Below are 16,114 nucleotides of genomic sequence, written 5' to 3'. Positions count from 1 at the left end.
ATAGCGGGACCTTGCCATTTATCGTCAAAGGTATTCTATGAGCAACGACCCTACGAGTGACTTACCCCCCGAGGACGACTCGACGCCGGTTCGGAAGCAACCGGACCGGGAGCAGAGTGAGGACAAGATCCCACTCGACGAGGACCTCGGCAGCGAGGTCGACGTGGAAGGCGACGTCGAAATCGACGAGGAAATCGCCGAAAACGACCTTCTCGGCGGGTTGAAAATCGACTCGACCGCCGATATCGAGGTTCCGCAACGACTCGTCGATCAGGTAATCGGCCAGTCCGAAGCCCGGGAAATCGTGAAGCGGGCCGCCAAACAGCACCGTCACGTCATGATGATCGGTTCCCCTGGGACGGGGAAGTCGATGCTGGCCAAGGCGATGAGCCGGTTGCTACCAAAGGAATCGCTGCAGGACGTGTTGGTTTATCACAATCCGGAGGATTCGAACGAACCGCGGGTTCGAACGGTGCCAGCCGGGAAGGGCGACCAGATCGTCGAGGCCCACCAGGAAGAGGCTCGCAAGCGAAAGCAAATGCGGTCGTTCCTGATGTGGATCGTCATCGCAATCATCGTCGGCTATGCGCTTTTGATCGCCGGACAAGTCCTGCTTGGACTTCTCGCGGCCGGAGTCATCTATTTCGCCTTCCGATACACGAATCGTGGCACGGATGCGATGGTGCCAAAACTGCTGGTCAACAACGGCGACCGTACGGTCGCGCCGTTCGAGGACGCAACTGGTGCCCACGCCGGTGCATTGTTGGGCGACGTGCGACACGACCCGTTCCAGTCCGGCGGGATGGAGACGCCGAGCCACGACCGCGTCGAAGCCGGTTCGATCCAGAAGGCGAACAAAGGGGTGCTGTTCGTCGACGAGATCAACACCCTCGACATCCGTTCCCAGCAGAAGCTGATGACGGCTATTCAGGAGGGCGAGTTCTCCATCACCGGGCAGTCCGAACGCTCCTCGGGCGCGATGGTCCAGACAGAACCCGTGCCGTGTGACTTCATCATGGTCGCTTCGGGGAACATGGACGCGATGGAGAACATGCATCCGGCGCTCCGGGACCGATTGAAGGGCTACGGATACGAAGTCTACATGGAGGACACCATCGATGAGAACCCAACGACTCGGCGGCAGTACGCGCGGTTCGTGGCCCAGGAGGTCGTCAAGGACGGCCGTCTGCCCCACTTCGAACCGGACGCTGTCAGGGAAATCATCCTCGAAGCCAAACGCCGGTCCGGTCGCAAAGGGCAACTCACCCTCAAACTCCGCGACTTGGGCGGCCTCGTTCGGGTGGCGGGAGACATCGCGAAGGCGGAAGGTGAGGAGTTCGTCGATCGCGAGCACGTCCTTGAGGCGAAAAAGCGCTCGCGCTCGATCGAACAGCAGTTTGCCGACGACTACATCGAGCGCCGCAAGGATTACGAGCTCAAGGAGACCGAGGGCAACGCCGTCGGCCGGGTCAATGGGCTCGCAGTTATGGGTGGTGACTCGGGAATCGTGCTCCCCGTGATGGCCGAAGTGACGCCACGCCAGGGTGAAGGTGGCGAGGTCATTGCGACGGGGCAGTTACAGGAGATGGCGATGGAGGCTGTCGAGAACGTGTCGGCGATCATCAAAAAGTACTCCGACGAAGATATCTCCCAGAAGGACATCCACGTGCAATTCATCCAGACACAGGGTGTCGAAGGCGACTCAGCGTCGATTACGGTCGCGACGGCGGTCATTTCAGCCCTCGAGGATATTCCGATCGAACAGGATCTGGCGATGACTGGCTCGATTTCGGTCCGCGGCGATGTCCTCCCAGTTGGTGGGGTCACGCATAAGATCGAAGCGGCCGCGAAGGCAGGCTACGATCGCGTGATCATCCCGAGGGCCAATGAGCAGGATGTAATGATCGAGGATGAGTACGAGGAAATGATCGAGATCATTCCGGTCTCCGACATCAGCGAGGTTCTGGACGTGGCCCTCGCCGGCGAACCGGAGAAAGACTCGCTCGTCGATCGCCTCAAGTCGATCACGGGAACAGCGCTTGAGGCCACCGAAGGGGCGGCAGCGACAGGGACGAACCCCTCGCCGCAGTAACGAGCGCGATTTTTCGGGCGGGTCGGGAATTTCTTGACGCTACGGAACCCAGTGGAACCGATGGCAGCCCCAGCCTGGGACCTGTTCGTGCTCTTTTCTGTGACACTTGCGCTTGCCGTGGTCGTCCTGGCGAGACGGACGGCTCGACTCGTGACAATCGAGACGGGACCGCTCGCTCAGTTGTCCCGGTCGGCGTTGTATCTGAACGTCGTGGTCTCACACGGGCTCGTGCTTGGTCTCATTGGGGTGGTGATCTGGTGGACTGGCGTCCCGCTGAAACCGCTAGGCATCGAGATGGTTCCTGAGTGGGCCTGGTTGGTGGGTGTAGCTGGTGCCCTCATCGTCCTGAACGAAGCCGCTGCTCGGGTGACATCGAATTTTGAGACCGCTGAGAACCAACTCCGTGACCTGTTGACACCGGCGACTGGTCCAGAATGGGTGGTGTTACTCGGGCTATTGCTTCCGACGATCGCTATCACTGAGGAACTCCTCTTTCGAGGGGTGCTGATCGGTGCGTTTGCGGTCGCCACACCGGTACCGACCGGGTTCCTCATTGTCGGATCTGCGATCCTCTTTGGGGGCGCTCATACGGCACAGGGCTGGCTCGGAATGGGGATCGCCACGCTCCTCGGCGTCGCCTTAGGGGCAGCCTATGTCTGGACGGGAAGCCTTTGGCTCGTCATTGGGGCGCATTATTTGATCGACCTGGTCGAATTCGTCAGTCACGTGCCAGGGAAGACGAAACCTGCTGAGTCTGAACCCGGTCCGAATGAACCGTTGACTTGACTGACATTACAACCCCTCGATTTTCCGGAGCGTCGCTTCGACGTCGGCCGGGAGGCCGCTGGGTCCATCCACCACTCGGTGATCCGGGATGAACAGCGGAATCGGGTTCTCTGCCAGCGCCGTCCGAGCGGTTTTCAAAACAGCCTCAGCATCAGGGTCCAATCCCTGACTTCGGGCGACGACCCGCTTGAGACGGAGTTCCTCACCGTAGGGAATTTTTCGGACGTTTTCGAGGACAGTTCGTTGCTCCCCCGGAACGGTCAACCCGATCTCGATGTCGGTGACGTCCTGCTCGGTTCCAGCAAGGTAGCCATCGATCCAGTCCAGTTTTTCGTTGTCGCTCGATGCGTTCGGCTCGGGGGTATCGGGGACAGAGAGGCTAATCACCCGACCGTTTGCGATGCCGATCTGGACGACAGCGTCGAGCTCCTCGAACGTCCGTGCGAAGATTCCGGTCCCCGACATGGGTTCACTTTGGCCGGGTCCGGACTTGAAGATTGGCCCGGAGTCACAACAGTTATGTACATATCCGTTCATCAATGAACAATAATGGGTACAATAGAGCCGACGACCGACGAATCACTCGCGCCGCCAGTGCGGGAGATTCTCACAGCCGCCCGGGGACGAGCTCGGAGCGACGAGCGAGTTGCAGTCGAGGCACGTTCGCTGACGGACTCTCTCGCCGCAGCACGGGACACGGGTTCTGCCCCGCTCATCGCGGAGATCAAACCGACGAGTCCGACAGCGGAATACGAGCAGTCGATCGACCCGGTGACGACGGCCGAAACGATGGTTTCTGGAGGTGCAAGTGCGATCTCGGTACTGACCGAGCCAGATCATTTCGGGGGGTCGATCGAGGCCCTCGAAGTCGTGCGGGACGCGGTGTCGGCCCCAGTCCTACGGAAAGACTTCGTGTTGAACGAATCACAACTCGATGCCGGCCCAGCGGATGCAGTCCTCCTGATTACCCGGTTTCTTGACGATTTGGAGGGGATGATAGAGGCCGCTCGCGAGCGGGGCATGACCCCGCTTGTTGAGACTCACACTCGAGCGGAAGTCAAGCAGGCGGTTGCGGCCGGGGCACAGGTTATCGGTGTGAATAACCGGGATTTGGGGACTCTCACCGTCGATCGGTCGACGGTCGAAACCCTGGCACCAGCCATACCGGATGACGTGACCGTCATCGCTGAGAGTGGCATCGAAACCCCGGCCCACCGCGAGCGGATGCTTGATGCCGGTGCTGATGGATTGCTCGTTGGCTCCGCGATCATGAACGGGGATATCGAATCGAACACTGAGGAGTTGGTCTCTCGATGAGCGCGGGTCGGTTTGGCGACTACGGCGGTCAGTACGTTCCTGAAGTCCTGATGCCGGCGGTGGAGGAACTCGAATCGGCCTACGAACGCTACGTTCTGGACAACGAAGACGGGTTTATGGACGAGTTTCGGACCCGACTCAGTCAGTTCGGTGGCCGTCCGACGCCGCTGCATCGTGCGGACACCCTGAGCGAGCAATTCGACGCGGAGGTGTACCTCAAACGCGAGGACCTCCTGCATGGCGGTGCACACAAACTCAACAACGCACTTGGCCAGGTCTTGCTCGCCCAATACATGGGCAAGGACCGAATCATCGCGGAGACGGGCGCCGGACAACACGGCACCGCGGTCGCCATGGCCTGTGCCCACCTCGACATCGACTGTGAGATCTTCATGGGGCGGACGGATATCCGGCGCCAGCGGCCCAACGTGTTCCGAATGCTGACACACGACGCGGCGGTCAATCCCGTCGACGAAGGGTCTGGAACGCTGAAAGAGGCGATCAACGCCACGATGCGGGACTGGGCCACGAATGTCGAAGACACACACTACGTGATCGGGTCCGTTGTCGGTCCGCATCCGTTCCCGAGCATGGTTCGGGACTTCCAGGCCGTCATTTCGGAGGAAGCGCGCGGGCAGTCCATCGATCTGATGGATGGGCTTCCGGGCACTGTGCTGGCCTGTGCGGGCGGCGGCTCGAACACGATGGGCTCGTTTCAGCACTTCCGGGAGGACCCGGTCGATCTCGTTGCTGTCGAGGCGGGCGGAGAGTCCCTCACCATCGATTCCGACGCCGAACACGCCCCACACTCGGCCTCGATCTCGACGGGTACTGACGGCGTCTTGCACGGGGCTCACACCCGCCTCCTCCAGACAGACTCGGGGCAGATCGTCGAATCGCATAGTGTCAGTGCAGGCCTCGATTACGCCGGTGTTGGCCCGGAACTCGCCCACATGGCTGCCGAAGGCCTGATCCGACCGGTGAGCGTCGATGACGACGCAGCACTCGATGCGTTTCATCTGCTGTCTCGGGCCGAAGGGATCATCCCCGCACTGGAGAGCAGCCATGCGGTCGCCGCCCTTGGTGAGTACGAGTTCGACGGTCCCGTTCTGGTCACCATCTCCGGTCGGGGAGACAAGGACCTGGATACCGTGATCGAGGAGAGCGACCGGCGGAACCTCGATTCCGCGCCGAACCTGGAGGTGTTTTCCGGTGAGTAAGCAGTCTATTCGGGAGGCCTTTGAGGGTGGGGCGCTGGTTCCGTATCTTGTCGCCGGTGACCCGACGCCGGAAGACACGGCCGAGTACGCTCAGGCACTCGTCAACGGCGGAGCGGATGTCCTCGAATTGGGACTCCCGTTCTCCGAACCGGTCGCTGATGGACCGACGATCCAGGCGGGTATTCGTCGGGCGCTCGACGCTGGAATGACTCCTGACCGATATCTGGACCTGATCGATCGGCTTGATCTCGGGGTTCCGCTCGTGGCGATGACTTACTACAACATGCTGTTTCGCTACGGTGACGGCGACATCACTGAGTTCGTCTCGGAGGCCGCCGCAGTGGGGCTTTCGGGGTTGATCGTCCCGGACCTGCCCGTCGAGGAGAGTGGCGCCCTTCTCGAGGCCTGTGCGGCTCAGAATATTGCGACAGTGTTCATTGTTGCGCCGACCACGACAGGTGACCGACTCGACCGGATCGTCGACCGGGCGAGTGGCTTTCTGTACGTCCAGGCCCGCCTCGGCACGACCGGTGCCCGGTCCGACGTGAGCGCCCATACTGGCCGTTCGCTTGATCGCTTGCCGGAGACGAAGACACCTACAGCAGTGGGCTTTGGGGTGAGCACAGCGGAGCAGGCCGAACAGATCGTCGACGCCGGCGCAGACGGCGTGGTTGCCGGGAGCGTCTTCGTGGACATCATCGCGAGTGGCGAAACCGTCAGTAACCGACTCGAAAACAAGGCTGCGGAGTTGGCCGCCGGCGTCCGGGCTGGCCGATAAACCGGAACGAACATAGCCACCCGATTGCTATAGGCTGGCAATGTCGACAGGGACCGACGCGAGACTGTCACGACTCGGACGGGACGGGAAGTTCGTCACCGTACCGATGGACCATGGGATCACCATGGGGGCAGTCGAGGGGCTCAAAGACATCGAGGGGACAATTACCGCGGTAACCGATGGCGGGGCCGATGCCGTGTTGACCCAGAAAGGGCTGGCTGAGCGGGTCATTCCGAATCGGAACGACGCCGGCTATCTCATTCACCTCAACGGTTCAACCGAAATCGGGCCCGACGAAACCGACAAACGTCAAACGGCGACTGTCAAAGAGGCTGTTCGCCTTGGTGCGGATGGGGTCTCGTTTCACATCAACGTCGGCAGCGACCACGAACCCGACCAGATCGCGGCCATGGCCGATGTCACTGAAGTGGCGAATCGTTTCGGGATGCCAGTGCTGGCGATGGCCTATGCTCGCGGTCCGGGAGTCGACGAACACGACGCCGAGAACCTGGGCCATGCGGTACGGTTGGCCGAGGAACTCGGGGCCGATCTCGTGAAAACCGCCTACTCCGGGGATCCGGAGGGCTTTGAACACGTCGTCGAATCGACCAGCAAACCGGTCATTATCGCCGGCGGGAGTCCGTCGAGCGATCGCGAGACCCTCAAAACCGTGCGTGACTCCATCGATGTCGGCGGTGCGGGCGTTTCGATGGGCCGAACCATTTTCCAGCACCCCGATCCCTATGCGATCTCCTCGGCAGTCGCAGCTGTCGTGCACGAGCGGGCCGAGGTTGAGCATGCGATGGACCGATTCGACCTCCCGGTCAAGCCCTAGCCAGGGGGTAAGACGTGTTTCGCTGCAGTCGGGCGGGTCCGGCACGTTCAAGGTCGGGCCATGTGTGTGATCGAGTATGACACGCAGCGTCTGGATTAAAGCCGACGACGAGGTCGGCGACTGGGAAACGCGAAAACGACGGATTACGGCCGGGTTGGAGGCCGGGGTGGACTGGATTCTCGTCGACGAGTGGGACGTCGACCGCGTCCGCGAACTCGGGGAGGTCAACGTTGCCGCTTTCGTGACTGATGACGTGGATGTCATCGGCGACGAGGCCGAAGACCTGGGCCATGCCGATCGATATATCGTCGGCAAGGACGGTGAGGGTGACGGGACAATCGAACTGCCAAGTGACTTTGCGGGCTCAGCCGACCTCTCGACGCTCCGACGGAACGGGGCTAACGGAGCCTACGTCCGGATTTTCGGCCCCGAATACGAGGAGTTCGCGTCCGCGGCCGCGAAGGACGCGGATCACACGATCGTCGTGGGCGAAGATTGGCAGATCATTCCACTTGAGAATCTCATTGCGCGCATTGGGACCCAGACCGATCTGATTGCCGGCGTCACGACCGCCGAAGAGGCCGAAACAGCCTATGAAACGCTTGAATTGGGGGCGAGTGGGGTCCTGCTCGATACGGACGACCCAGACGAGATTCGCAAAACGGTCGCCATCCGAGATGACGTCGACCGCGAGGAAATGGACCTGGAATATGCCGAGGTGACGACCATCGAACCGGCCGGGAGCGCGGACCGGGTCTGTGTGGACACTGGCAGTCTCTTCGATCACGACGAAGGGATGCTGATAGGAAGCATGTCTCGTGGCCTCTTCTTCGTGCACGCGGAAACGGCAGATTCGCCGTATGTCGCTTCACGGCCGTTCCGGGTCAACGCCGGGGCGGTTCACGCCTATGCTCGGTTGCCGGACGGCTCGACGACCTACCTTTCGGAGTTGGGGAGCGGGGACGAAGTCCAGGTCGTGGATACGGACGGTCACACCCGCGATGCCGTCGTGGGTCGGGCGAAAATCGAGCGGCGTCCGATGTTCCGGTTGCAGGCCGAAACCGACGAGGGCGATCGGATCGAGACGCTCATTCAAAACGCCGAAACGATCAAAGTGCAGGCCAAATCGGGCCGCAAAGCTGTGACTGACCTGGAAGCCGGTGACGATGTGCTCGTGTACACCCAGCCTGGTGGCCGGCACTTCGGGGAGTCCATCGACGAACGGATCATCGAGAAGTAACCCTCATCGGTTTCTCCGACCAGTAGCCTACCGGTTGATCGTTGGCGTTTCATCCTCGGGTTCGAGGCGGGTCGTACACCAGGGACAGAAATCGAGGTCCTCATCGAGTTCTTTCCCGCATTCCGGGCAGGTGTTCGCTGCTTCCGGTTCCGCTGCTTCTTTTGCCGCGGTTTGCAGCCCCGTGAGATACGCGTCAAGCGCGTTCAAGACTCTGATCACGGTCATGCTCAAAAGGACGTCCATCGGCAGATTTTGACTCACCTCAAGGAGGCCCGAAAAGCCGTTGGCTTCGTAGGCGGCATACGCCGATTCGGGCATGACCATTGCGGCGGCGATGAGAGCGACGACGAACCAGGCAATGGCCCGGAGCCAGGCCCGCAGGTAGACGTGGCCGAGTCCGGGATAGACCAGCGCGAGTATCGAGGCGACGAGGGATCGTCGCGTGAACCAGGTCCGCTGCACACGATGGATTTGTGACTTTGACGGTTAAGTCTTTAAATCCGCTCGTGTCTCGCACCAAACGTTTCGAGCAGCGAGGACAGCGTTGCCAGATCGAACTGACCCGGAGCCGTCGCGTCCTCGGTTTCGATTGGCGCATACCCGAGTTTTGATCCATACACCGGAGCCACAACGCGGGTGTGCGAACCGAGTTCGCCCATCGCCATGCTCGCGACAGTCAGGCCTTCCCGCGTCAAATCGTGGGTTGCCTGAAGCAGGTCGAGAACGCCATCGGGTGTCTCGGGTGTTACTGCGAGTTTGGCGACCGTCCCGTACTGACTGCCGCGGTGGGCGAAATCCACGAGTGTCTCTCGGGAGGGCGCTCGCTCGAAGTCGTGTACCGAGACGATGATCGGCAGGTCTTCCTCGCGGGCCGCATCGAGTACGGGGACCATATCAGTCAGTTTGTCCGGGGATTCGAGAGTCCGGAGTTCGAGATCCACGGCTGAGACGGCTGGGATCGAAAGCGCCTCGAGCAACTCCTCGCGGCGCTCGGGGGTCTCCTCGCGTTCGCCGCCTTCCCACTGGGGCCGATTCGTGACGAGAATGTCGAGTTCGCCCTCGTAGGTGTGTAGCTGTTCGAGGGGATCCGCTGTAAGATCCATGCGGAACTCGAGCAGGTCTGCAAGTTCACGGGCCCGGGGCTCGGCGTCGAGAGTTGCGGTCGAAGCCGCGAGCCGAAACGATTCGAAGTCGAGCATGGCCTGGGATCAGACTGGGATCGAGTCCTCGGCCTCGAGGAGTTCATGATACCGGTTCCGGATCGTGACCTCGGAGATATCCGCGACTTCGCTGACTTTCGCTTGTGTGGTCTTTTCGTTCGTCAACAGGGCAGCCGCATAGACCGCGGCGGCGGCCAGGCCGACCGGGCTTTTGCCGCTGTGAACGCCCTTTTCCTTGGCGTTTTCGAGCAGTTCGCGGGCTCGATGCTGGGACTCGTCGCTCAGTTCGAGCGAGGAGGAAAATCGTGGGACGTAACTCGCGGGATCGGCCGGTTTGACTTCGAGGCCGAGTTCGCGAATCACGTAGCGGTAGGTGCGCGCGATTTCGTCTTTGTCGACACGACTGACGTCGTTGATCTCGTCGAGACTCCGTGGAACACCGGCTTGACGGGCAGCGGCGTACACACAGGAAGTCGAGACGCCCTCAATCGAGCGGCCCGGCAGCAGGTCCTCCTCGAGCGCCCGTCGGTAGATGACAGAGGCGGTCTCCCGGACGTTGTCCGGCAGTCCGACCGCACTCGCCATCCGGTCGATTTCGCCGAGGGCCTGTTTCAGGTTCCGCTCTTTGGCGTCTCGCGTGCGGAATCGTTCGTTCCACTTGCGGAGTCGCTGCATCTTCTGGCGTTGGCGTGAGCCAAGCGAATTACCGTATGCGTCTTTGTTGCGCCAGTCGATGTTCGTCGACAGCCCCTTGTCGTGCATCGTGTTCGTCGTGGGCGCGCCGACACGGGACTTCTCGTCTTTCTCCTGGGAGTCAAATGCCCGCCACTCGGGTCCGCGGTCGATCCCTTCCTCTTCGACGACGAGACCACAGTCCGCACAGACTTTCTCGCTGTGTTCTTCGTCGTGGACGACCAGGCCGCCACACTCCGGACAGGCGTCTGTTCGTTCCGTTTTGCTTTCCTCTTGTTCGCGTGATTTGAGCCTTGATTTTGACATATGTGTAATCCGTTCGAGCGGAGATTCGGTGGCCCATCGGTTTCGACAAAACTTACTTAACGTTTGTGTTTTCTTTTTGTGAAACAATCGTGACGGTTCGGGATTTGCTCGAAAAATTTTGGACTCTGGAAACCATTCACACACCAACCCCACCGACAAAACACTCATTGGGTCGGCCTCGGAGGTATCGGTATGCGCGTCGCCGTCGGAAGCACGAATCCGGTCAAGCACCGGGCGACAGTGGGAGCACTCGGCGATCTGGCCACCACGATTGATCGGATCGACGTTGATCCCGGTGTGGCAGAACAGCCCCTTACGACGACCGAGACTGTCGAAGGCGCCAAAAACCGGGCCGAGCGGGCCAGAGCGGCAGGCGACTACGATCTCGGTATCGGAATCGAGGGCGGGGTTGCCAGGATAAACGGCTTGGAGGGCTGGTTTCTGACGATGTGGGCGGCGATCGACGACGGCTCAAATTGTGCCCTTGGTTCGGGTCCACGGCTTCGACTTCCGGACGAGATCGGGACCGAATTGGAGCAGGGGGCAGAACTTGGGCCGCTACTTGATGCGCGCCTTGGGACCGAGGAGATCAAAACCGGTCGCGGCGCTGTGGGCGTCTTTACCGGGAATACGATCGGACGCGAGGACGCCCTTCGACATGCGGTCGCAGTGGCGCTCGGGCCGATCGTTTCCGGGCATTACGAGTAATCGGTTGGTTTTGTCTCTGGGCATTACCCTTGATCGGTCGGTTTCGTCTCCTCAACCTCCGCTGATCCGTGCATCGCTTCGGTTAATGAGACGTTGAGCAGGACCATCGATGCCGCGCCGCCAAGAACCGTAACCACGTTTTTGACCCCGTGGTCGACGATTGCAACCCCGAGCGCGGCTGCGGGGGCGACCGGAGTCATCGCGACAACGAGCACCGTAAAGGCTGCTTCGTAGAGCCCGATCCCCCCGGGAGAGAGTGGTAATACCTTCGCGAGGTTCCCCACACTCACGGCGAAAAACCCGACTGCGACGAGTAAGCCCAATGGAATCGTGATTCCGAAGGCCAGAAAAACCAGTATAGCCGTGAACACGTCTATCGCCCAGATGATGAGACTCGCGCCGCCGACCCTTGTGAAGGCCCGTGGTTCCGCGCCGACACGCTGGACATCGCCAACGAACCGCTCCAGAATCGTCGCGACGAACTCCACATAGGAGTCCTCCGATGTCCACTCGACTAGTCCCCGAATTCGGTTGCGATCTGACCGGGCCGAGAGCACGATAACGACCACCGCGCCGATTGCCCCGGCTCCAACCACTGTCGCGACGATTATCGCGGTCCGTGCGCTTTCCTGTTGTGCAACCGAGAGCCCGACCCCCTCTGAGAGGGTCCGACTCAGGGCCGCGACTTGATCCGGTGCGAGCCCGGCCATTCCAAGGAGCACCCCGCCTGCCAGAAACGTGATCGTGAGCAGGTCGAACACTCGCTCGACGGCGAGTGAGGCAAAGCCCGTGGTGTAGGGGACCGCCCGTCGGGCTTTGACGACATAGGCTCGGACGGCATCTCCGGCCCGGGCCGGAAAGACGAGGTTCCCGGTCTGGCTGATGAAAATCGCTCCGGTGAGAAATCCGACTCGTTCCCGATAGCCGAGCGAAGAGAGGATGTCCGCGTATCGCCACCCCCTGATGGGCCAGGACATAACATAGACCGCGGCAGCCAGCCCGATCAACACCGGGTCGGCCCGCAGCATTTCCGCGAAAACCGTCCGGGGATCGAGATAGACGAACATTAGGGCAATTGCAATGACGGACAGGAACAAGCCGGCGACCATCCCTGTGCGTCTGTTCGCGTAGGGTTTGATACGAATCTCCCAGGCGGTTCGGAGGATCTGACTTCCCATTCCCAGCACGTCCCGAACCAGGTCCACCTTCGAATCACCCTTCGGGGTCCAGTCGACGGCGAACTCTTTCACGCGATAGCCACGTCGCTGGGCCTTCACGAGCATTTCCGTATCCCAGAACCAGTGGCTATCCTGGACGACCGGTCTGAGATCCTCGAAGGCGTCTCGGCTGAATGCCTTGAACCCAGCCTGGTGATCTCGGAGTTCCGAGCCCAACAGGGTGCGAACCAGGAAATTGAACCCGCGACTCGAGATGGCTCGTTTGGGCGGCCTGGCTGCCTCTTCTCCGGGCATCCAGCGAGACCCTGTCGCCAGATCGTACTCACCTGACCGCACGCTTTCGACGAGTTCTTCGAGGTGGGACATGTCCGTCGCCAGGTCCGTGTCGAAGTAAACGAGGGTGTCCCCAGCCGCTGACTCGAAGGCGCGGTTCAACGCTTCTCCGCGCCCGAGTCGCTCGTCGCTATGAAAGTGATTAACGTGCTCGTTGGAATCGGCACACCGATCGGCGATTTCGGGGGTTTGGTCCTCACACCCGTCCTCGGCGATGATGACCTCGAATTGTCCGGGTGAAAGAAACGACGAGAGCGTGTCGAGGGTGACCGCCACGGTCGATTTGATAGTGGACTCCTCGTTGTATGCAGGGAGCACCACGCTGACCTCGACAGCCGCCGCGTCCATGTCTCCGGTCTCGGGTAGCGCGTGGTAAGAACTTTCTGAAGCGGAATGCCCGATTAACCTTTCGTACCAAACTGGCTTTTGAACTGGACGATTACAGTGCAGGTATGGGAGCCTCGGCGTCGGAACTGGACACTGATGGATTGACGCCCAAACAGCGCCGCATTTTGGCCTACCTCCGCGAGCGGGTTCCGGCGGAGACCTATTTCAAATCCCGGCTCATCGGCGATGAACTCGACCTCTCGGCGAAGGAAGTGGGTGCAAACATGAAAGCGATCGCGCGCGCTGACCATGGTCTTGCAATCGAACAGTGGGGCTACTCCTCATCGACGACCTGGCAAGTAACGACCGCCTAACTCAGTCTGTGGCACTGAATAGGCGCTGGGTCTTGTCTGAACAGTATCCGGTGTCGCCTTTGAACAGGGTCAGGGATCGTACTGAAACAAGGCCGCAGCGTCGGTCGAAAACTGCCGGGTCCTCTCGTCGAAGGTTCGCCCATACCGCAGGAACAGCGAGAGTACTGTCTCCGGATCGGTGACTCGATAGCAATTATCCCGGTCGAGTACCCCCGCCTCGGCCATCTCGGAGGCCGTGGTACTGATGGTCGCCGTGGAGACGTCGAGTTCCGTTGCAAGTTCTGTTCCAGTGAGTTCGGGGTCTTCCAGGACTGCCATCAACATCGCCCGGGGCGTCTGTCGTCTGAGATATCCAAGTGCCACCTTTTCGAACTCCCCGAACTGACCGGCGGGGAAATACCGCTTGTAGTCCCCGTCACGGTAGCCTTCCAGCGTGTCACTGTCAGTGAGTCGCCGAAGGTGATACTGTGTCTCGCCAGTCGCGAGCGAAAGGTCGTCCCTGATTTTCGAGAAATGTGCTCCAGGTGTCGTATCTACATAGCCCACAATCGCATCCCGGGCGTCGCTCTCGCTCTCCTCTCGGCCGGCAAGCCCCAAAAAGGGACTTCCGGCCCCGACCGCGGCAAATTTACGAAGGGTCGTTCGCTTCTCTTCGTCGATAGTCACACCTAGATCAGTGGCTTAGGTTTCGGGCTCTTCGTCGAGTTCGACGTCCATCTCCTCGATGACCTCCTCTGCGGGTTTGACCGAGCCTGTGCCTTCGGTGAGATCTCCTTCCTCCACTTCCATGGGTGCACCGATCTTGTCGACGATGCCCTCAATGTTGTCCAATCCAAGCATTTCCCGGGTTTCCTGGTCGAAATCCAGGCTTTCCAGCCCATCGGTGGGTTCGGCAATGTCGCTGTCCGTGAGGTGCTTGCCATATCGACCGAGCATGGAGGACAACTCCTGTGGGAGGACGAAGGTCGTACTCTCCGCGCTACCGATTTCCTCCAAGGCCTCCATGCCGCGCTCGATCACGGCGCGCTCGCCCATCGATTCGGCGGAGCGGGCCCGAAGGACCGTCGAAACCGAATCGCCTTGGGCTTCGAGGATCTGAGATTGCTTTTCACCCTGTGCGCGGATGATGTTCGAGCGCTTTTCCCCTTCCGCGCGCTCGATCGCGGACTGACGTTCTCCTTGGGCCTCCAGGATCATGGCCCGACGTTTCCGCTCGGCGGAGGTCTGGGACTCCATCGCTTGCTGGACGTCCTTGGACGGATTGACCTCTCGGACCTCGACTGACTCCACCCGAATTCCCCACTCGTCCGTGGGCTCGTCGAGTTCCTTGCGAATGCGGGTGTTGATCTCCTGGCGCTTGTTGAGCGTGTCGTCTAACTCCATGTCCCCGATGACTGCACGGAGGGTGGTCTGAGCAAGGTTCGAGACGGCACGTTTGTAATCGTCAACCTCGAGGAAGGCCCGTTTTGCGTTCATCACGCGAATGTAGACCACGGCATCGGCTGTGACTGGCGAGTTGTCCCGGGTGATAGCCTCTTGCCGGGGGACGTCGATCGTCTGGGTCCGCATGTCGAAGATGTACGTGCGGGAGACAAAGGGTGGGATGAAATTGATCCCTGGCTCAAGGAGCCCTCGGAACTCTCCGAAAACGGTCAAGGCTTCCTTCTCGTAGGCGTCGACGATCTCGACGGCCTGGTAGACCGCGACGATGAGAAGGATCAGCACCAGCAATCCAACCACGGTTAGGGATGACACACTGGGTATTGTTTGCAGGGGGACGAATGTCATAATTTCACTAGGGGCTGATCGTGGATAAAGGTACGCCAGCCGGTTAACTTCGCTTCTCTTTTGCCTCTTTTAGGCCCGCTCTGCCTCGGTGTCGGCGGACTCCCCCTCCTGAGTTTGCTTTGTCTCTCGTTCGAGCTCCCGATCGATGTCGTCGTGCTGCGCGACTGCTTCAATTGTGAGGACGTTCCCACCACCGGGATCCATGACGATGATTTCGGCGCCCTCGGGAATTTCCCCGGTCCGACTCCGGGCTTCGTAGGTGGGGTCAAAGCCTCCGGACTTGAGTTTCACGCGACCGGATCGGGATGTGACCCGTTCGAGGACGTAGCCGCGCTCCCCCACGAGTTCGGCCGACCCCTCCGTTTTACCCCGATCACTTCCCTGGTAAAACTGGAAATGGTGGTAGAGGTAAAACGAGCCGGCGCCGGCGCCCAACACAACCAGGCCCAACACGAGCGGCGTTGCGATTGCTGGGAGGAGGAGGCCGAAAAGTCCCGCCACTAACAGGGCCACTCCGATGACGATGAAGTGGGCGCCTGGTGCAAACCCCTCCAATACCGTGAGGATGAGGCCTGCCAGGAGCAAGAGCGTGGAAAGCGACTGGCCGAGGAGCGATACCATATCACAGTGTTCGGGCCCGGTGGGGAAAACCGTTACCCGGCCAGTGGGGCTTGCCGCAATCGGGCTCAGATGCTGATGAGAAGCAACGCGATAGCCAGTCCTGCGCCCAGGAGAAACGGGATCACGTGTTCGAGTTTTGGCGACCCCGCCTTGATTTCCGGTTCGGGTTCTTCGGCCTCCGGCCCTACGTCTTCAACCCCGTATTTCCAGTCGCTCATCGGTCACCTCGCCCGCGTTCGACACTCGACTGGGTGACGTCTCCCTCGTATACGACCCCCCGTTCGCCGTCGACGGTAACCGTTTGGCCCGATTCGAGCTGGGTCAGTTCGGCCCCGCTGATCATCGGAATTTCGAGTTC

At 60.6% G+C, this 16,114-nt stretch carries 18 protein-coding genes; 9 read left to right on the top strand and 9 right to left on the bottom strand.

Translation table 11 applies throughout. The features are described from left to right. The first annotated feature begins 37 nt into the window (after positions 1–37). Together lonB and V5A26_RS08825 are read left to right on the top strand one after the other, a co-directional pair. Complete coding sequence (gene lonB, locus V5A26_RS08830) at positions 38–2,092, top strand: ATP-dependent protease LonB (protein ID WP_332320221.1); 2,055 nt, start codon at positions 38–40, stop codon at positions 2,090–2,092. 60 nt (positions 2,093–2,152) lie between these two features. After that, entirely contained in the window at positions 2,153–2,878 is a 726-nt protein-coding gene (locus V5A26_RS08825; protein WP_332320222.1) for a CPBP family intramembrane glutamic endopeptidase, read from the top strand. A gap of 6 nt (positions 2,879–2,884) precedes the next feature. On the opposite strand, the gene V5A26_RS08820 is transcribed toward V5A26_RS08825, so the two are convergent. Then, positions 2,885–3,343 carry an MGMT family protein gene (locus V5A26_RS08820; protein WP_332320223.1) on the bottom strand — a complete coding sequence of 153 codons (459 nt, stop codon included), beginning with the start codon at positions 3,341–3,343 and terminating at the stop codon, positions 2,885–2,887. Between the two features lie 84 nt (positions 3,344–3,427). Here V5A26_RS08820 and V5A26_RS08815 point away from each other — a divergent pair, with 84 nt between their 5' ends. The 5 genes from V5A26_RS08815 to V5A26_RS08795 all read left to right on the top strand — a co-directional run bounded on the left by V5A26_RS08815 (position 3,428) and on the right by V5A26_RS08795 (position 8,268). Further along, positions 3,428–4,195, top strand: a complete 768-nt coding sequence (locus tag V5A26_RS08815; RefSeq protein WP_332320224.1) for an indole-3-glycerol-phosphate synthase — start codon at positions 3,428–3,430, stop codon at positions 4,193–4,195. Then, the gene (gene trpB / locus V5A26_RS08810) at positions 4,192–5,415 is read left to right on the top strand and encodes a tryptophan synthase subunit beta (protein WP_332320225.1); all 1,224 of its coding nucleotides are present in this window, start codon (positions 4,192–4,194) and stop codon (positions 5,413–5,415) included. The genes V5A26_RS08815 and trpB overlap by 4 nt, the downstream gene beginning before the upstream one ends. Then, the gene (gene trpA, locus V5A26_RS08805; RefSeq protein WP_332320226.1) at positions 5,408–6,193 is read left to right on the top strand and encodes a tryptophan synthase subunit alpha; all 786 of its coding nucleotides are present in this window, start codon (positions 5,408–5,410) and stop codon (positions 6,191–6,193) included. Before trpB ends, trpA begins: the two co-directional genes overlap by 8 nt. 40 nt (positions 6,194–6,233) lie before the next feature. Beyond that, positions 6,234–7,028 (top strand): 2-amino-3,7-dideoxy-D-threo-hept-6-ulosonate synthase, encoded by a 795-nt coding sequence (locus V5A26_RS08800; protein WP_332320227.1) that lies wholly within the window; start codon positions 6,234–6,236, stop codon positions 7,026–7,028. 76 nt (positions 7,029–7,104) lie between these two features. Then, positions 7,105–8,268, top strand: coding sequence for a 3-dehydroquinate synthase II (locus V5A26_RS08795; protein ID WP_332320228.1), 1,164 nt, complete (start codon positions 7,105–7,107; stop codon positions 8,266–8,268). A 27-nt stretch (positions 8,269–8,295) separates the two neighbouring features. Here V5A26_RS08795 and V5A26_RS08790 read toward each other — a convergent pair whose 3' ends face one another. The 3 genes from V5A26_RS08790 to V5A26_RS08780 are packed head-to-tail and all read right to left on the bottom strand — an operon-like array spanning position 8,296 to position 10,427. Beyond that, positions 8,296–8,730, bottom strand: coding sequence for a zinc ribbon domain-containing protein (locus V5A26_RS08790; RefSeq protein ID WP_332320229.1), 435 nt, complete (start codon positions 8,728–8,730; stop codon positions 8,296–8,298). Between the two features lie 32 nt (positions 8,731–8,762). Further along, positions 8,763–9,467, bottom strand: a complete 705-nt coding sequence (locus tag V5A26_RS08785; RefSeq protein WP_332320230.1) for a type I 3-dehydroquinate dehydratase — start codon at positions 9,465–9,467, stop codon at positions 8,763–8,765. A 9-nt stretch (positions 9,468–9,476) separates the two neighbouring features. Next, positions 9,477–10,427, bottom strand: a complete 951-nt coding sequence (locus V5A26_RS08780) for a transcription initiation factor IIB (protein WP_332320231.1) — start codon at positions 10,425–10,427, stop codon at positions 9,477–9,479. 192 nt (positions 10,428–10,619) lie between these two features. On the opposite strand from V5A26_RS08780, the gene V5A26_RS08775 reads away from it, so the two are divergent. Next, a complete protein-coding gene (locus V5A26_RS08775) occupies positions 10,620–11,135 on the top strand; it encodes an inosine/xanthosine triphosphatase (protein WP_332320232.1) in 516 nt (171 codons plus the stop codon). A 23-nt stretch (positions 11,136–11,158) separates the two neighbouring features. On the opposite strand, the gene V5A26_RS08770 is transcribed toward V5A26_RS08775, so the two are convergent. Beyond that, positions 11,159–12,994, bottom strand: a complete 1,836-nt coding sequence (locus V5A26_RS08770; protein ID WP_332322338.1) for a flippase-like domain-containing protein — start codon at positions 12,992–12,994, stop codon at positions 11,159–11,161. A gap of 104 nt (positions 12,995–13,098) precedes the next feature. Between V5A26_RS08770 and V5A26_RS08765 the strand changes: the two genes are divergently transcribed. Continuing rightward, positions 13,099–13,347 carry a DUF7123 family protein gene (locus V5A26_RS08765; protein WP_332320234.1) on the top strand — a complete coding sequence of 83 codons (249 nt, stop codon included), beginning with the start codon at positions 13,099–13,101 and terminating at the stop codon, positions 13,345–13,347. Between the two features lie 69 nt (positions 13,348–13,416). On the opposite strand, the gene V5A26_RS08760 is transcribed toward V5A26_RS08765, so the two are convergent. From V5A26_RS08760 to V5A26_RS08745, 4 genes are all read right to left on the bottom strand, one after another. Further along, entirely contained in the window at positions 13,417–14,013 is a 597-nt protein-coding gene (locus tag V5A26_RS08760) for a winged helix-turn-helix transcriptional regulator (RefSeq protein WP_332320235.1), read from the bottom strand. Between the two features lie 15 nt (positions 14,014–14,028). After that, positions 14,029–15,135 carry an SPFH domain-containing protein gene (locus tag V5A26_RS08755; RefSeq protein WP_332320236.1) on the bottom strand — a complete coding sequence of 369 codons (1,107 nt, stop codon included), beginning with the start codon at positions 15,133–15,135 and terminating at the stop codon, positions 14,029–14,031. Positions 15,136–15,204: 69 nt separating this feature from the next. Next, complete coding sequence (locus V5A26_RS08750) at positions 15,205–15,756, bottom strand: NfeD family protein (protein ID WP_332320238.1); 552 nt, start codon at positions 15,754–15,756, stop codon at positions 15,205–15,207. Between the two features lie 65 nt (positions 15,757–15,821). Continuing rightward, on the bottom strand, positions 15,822–15,974 hold the full coding sequence (locus V5A26_RS08745) for a DUF7312 domain-containing protein (RefSeq protein WP_332320239.1): 153 nt from the start codon (positions 15,972–15,974) through the stop codon (positions 15,822–15,824). Positions 15,975–16,114 lie beyond the last annotated feature (140 nt).

It is taken from the genome of Halodesulfurarchaeum sp., from assembly GCF_036626455.1.
Classification (GTDB): domain Archaea; phylum Halobacteriota; class Halobacteria; order Halobacteriales; family Halobacteriaceae; genus Halodesulfurarchaeum.
Note: the sequence above shows the minus strand (reverse complement) of the source record. Positions and strands in the feature narration are given on the sequence as shown.

Coding starts and splice junctions, on each gene's coding strand:
- lonB (WP_332320221.1), top strand. CDS start 38: ATGAGCAACGACCCTACGAGTGACTTACCCCCCGAGGACGACTCGACG.
- V5A26_RS08825 (WP_332320222.1), top strand. CDS start 2,153: ATGGCAGCCCCAGCCTGGGACCTGTTCGTGCTCTTTTCTGTGACACTT.
- V5A26_RS08820 (WP_332320223.1), bottom strand. CDS start 3,343: ATGTCGGGGACCGGAATCTTCGCACGGACGTTCGAGGAGCTCGACGCT.
- V5A26_RS08815 (WP_332320224.1), top strand. CDS start 3,428: ATGGGTACAATAGAGCCGACGACCGACGAATCACTCGCGCCGCCAGTG.
- trpB (WP_332320225.1), top strand. CDS start 4,192: ATGAGCGCGGGTCGGTTTGGCGACTACGGCGGTCAGTACGTTCCTGAA.
- V5A26_RS08800 (WP_332320227.1), top strand. CDS start 6,234: ATGTCGACAGGGACCGACGCGAGACTGTCACGACTCGGACGGGACGGG.
- V5A26_RS08795 (WP_332320228.1), top strand. CDS start 7,105: ATGACACGCAGCGTCTGGATTAAAGCCGACGACGAGGTCGGCGACTGG.
- V5A26_RS08785 (WP_332320230.1), bottom strand. CDS start 9,467: ATGCTCGACTTCGAATCGTTTCGGCTCGCGGCTTCGACCGCAACTCTC.
- V5A26_RS08780 (WP_332320231.1), bottom strand. CDS start 10,427: ATGTCAAAATCAAGGCTCAAATCACGCGAACAAGAGGAAAGCAAAACG.
- V5A26_RS08775 (WP_332320232.1), top strand. CDS start 10,620: ATGCGCGTCGCCGTCGGAAGCACGAATCCGGTCAAGCACCGGGCGACA.
- V5A26_RS08770 (WP_332322338.1), bottom strand. CDS start 12,994: ATGGACGCGGCGGCTGTCGAGGTCAGCGTGGTGCTCCCTGCATACAAC.
- V5A26_RS08765 (WP_332320234.1), top strand. CDS start 13,099: ATGGGAGCCTCGGCGTCGGAACTGGACACTGATGGATTGACGCCCAAA.
- V5A26_RS08755 (WP_332320236.1), bottom strand. CDS start 15,135: ATGACATTCGTCCCCCTGCAAACAATACCCAGTGTGTCATCCCTAACC.
- V5A26_RS08750 (WP_332320238.1), bottom strand. CDS start 15,756: ATGGTATCGCTCCTCGGCCAGTCGCTTTCCACGCTCTTGCTCCTGGCA.
- V5A26_RS08745 (WP_332320239.1), bottom strand. CDS start 15,974: ATGAGCGACTGGAAATACGGGGTTGAAGACGTAGGGCCGGAGGCCGAA.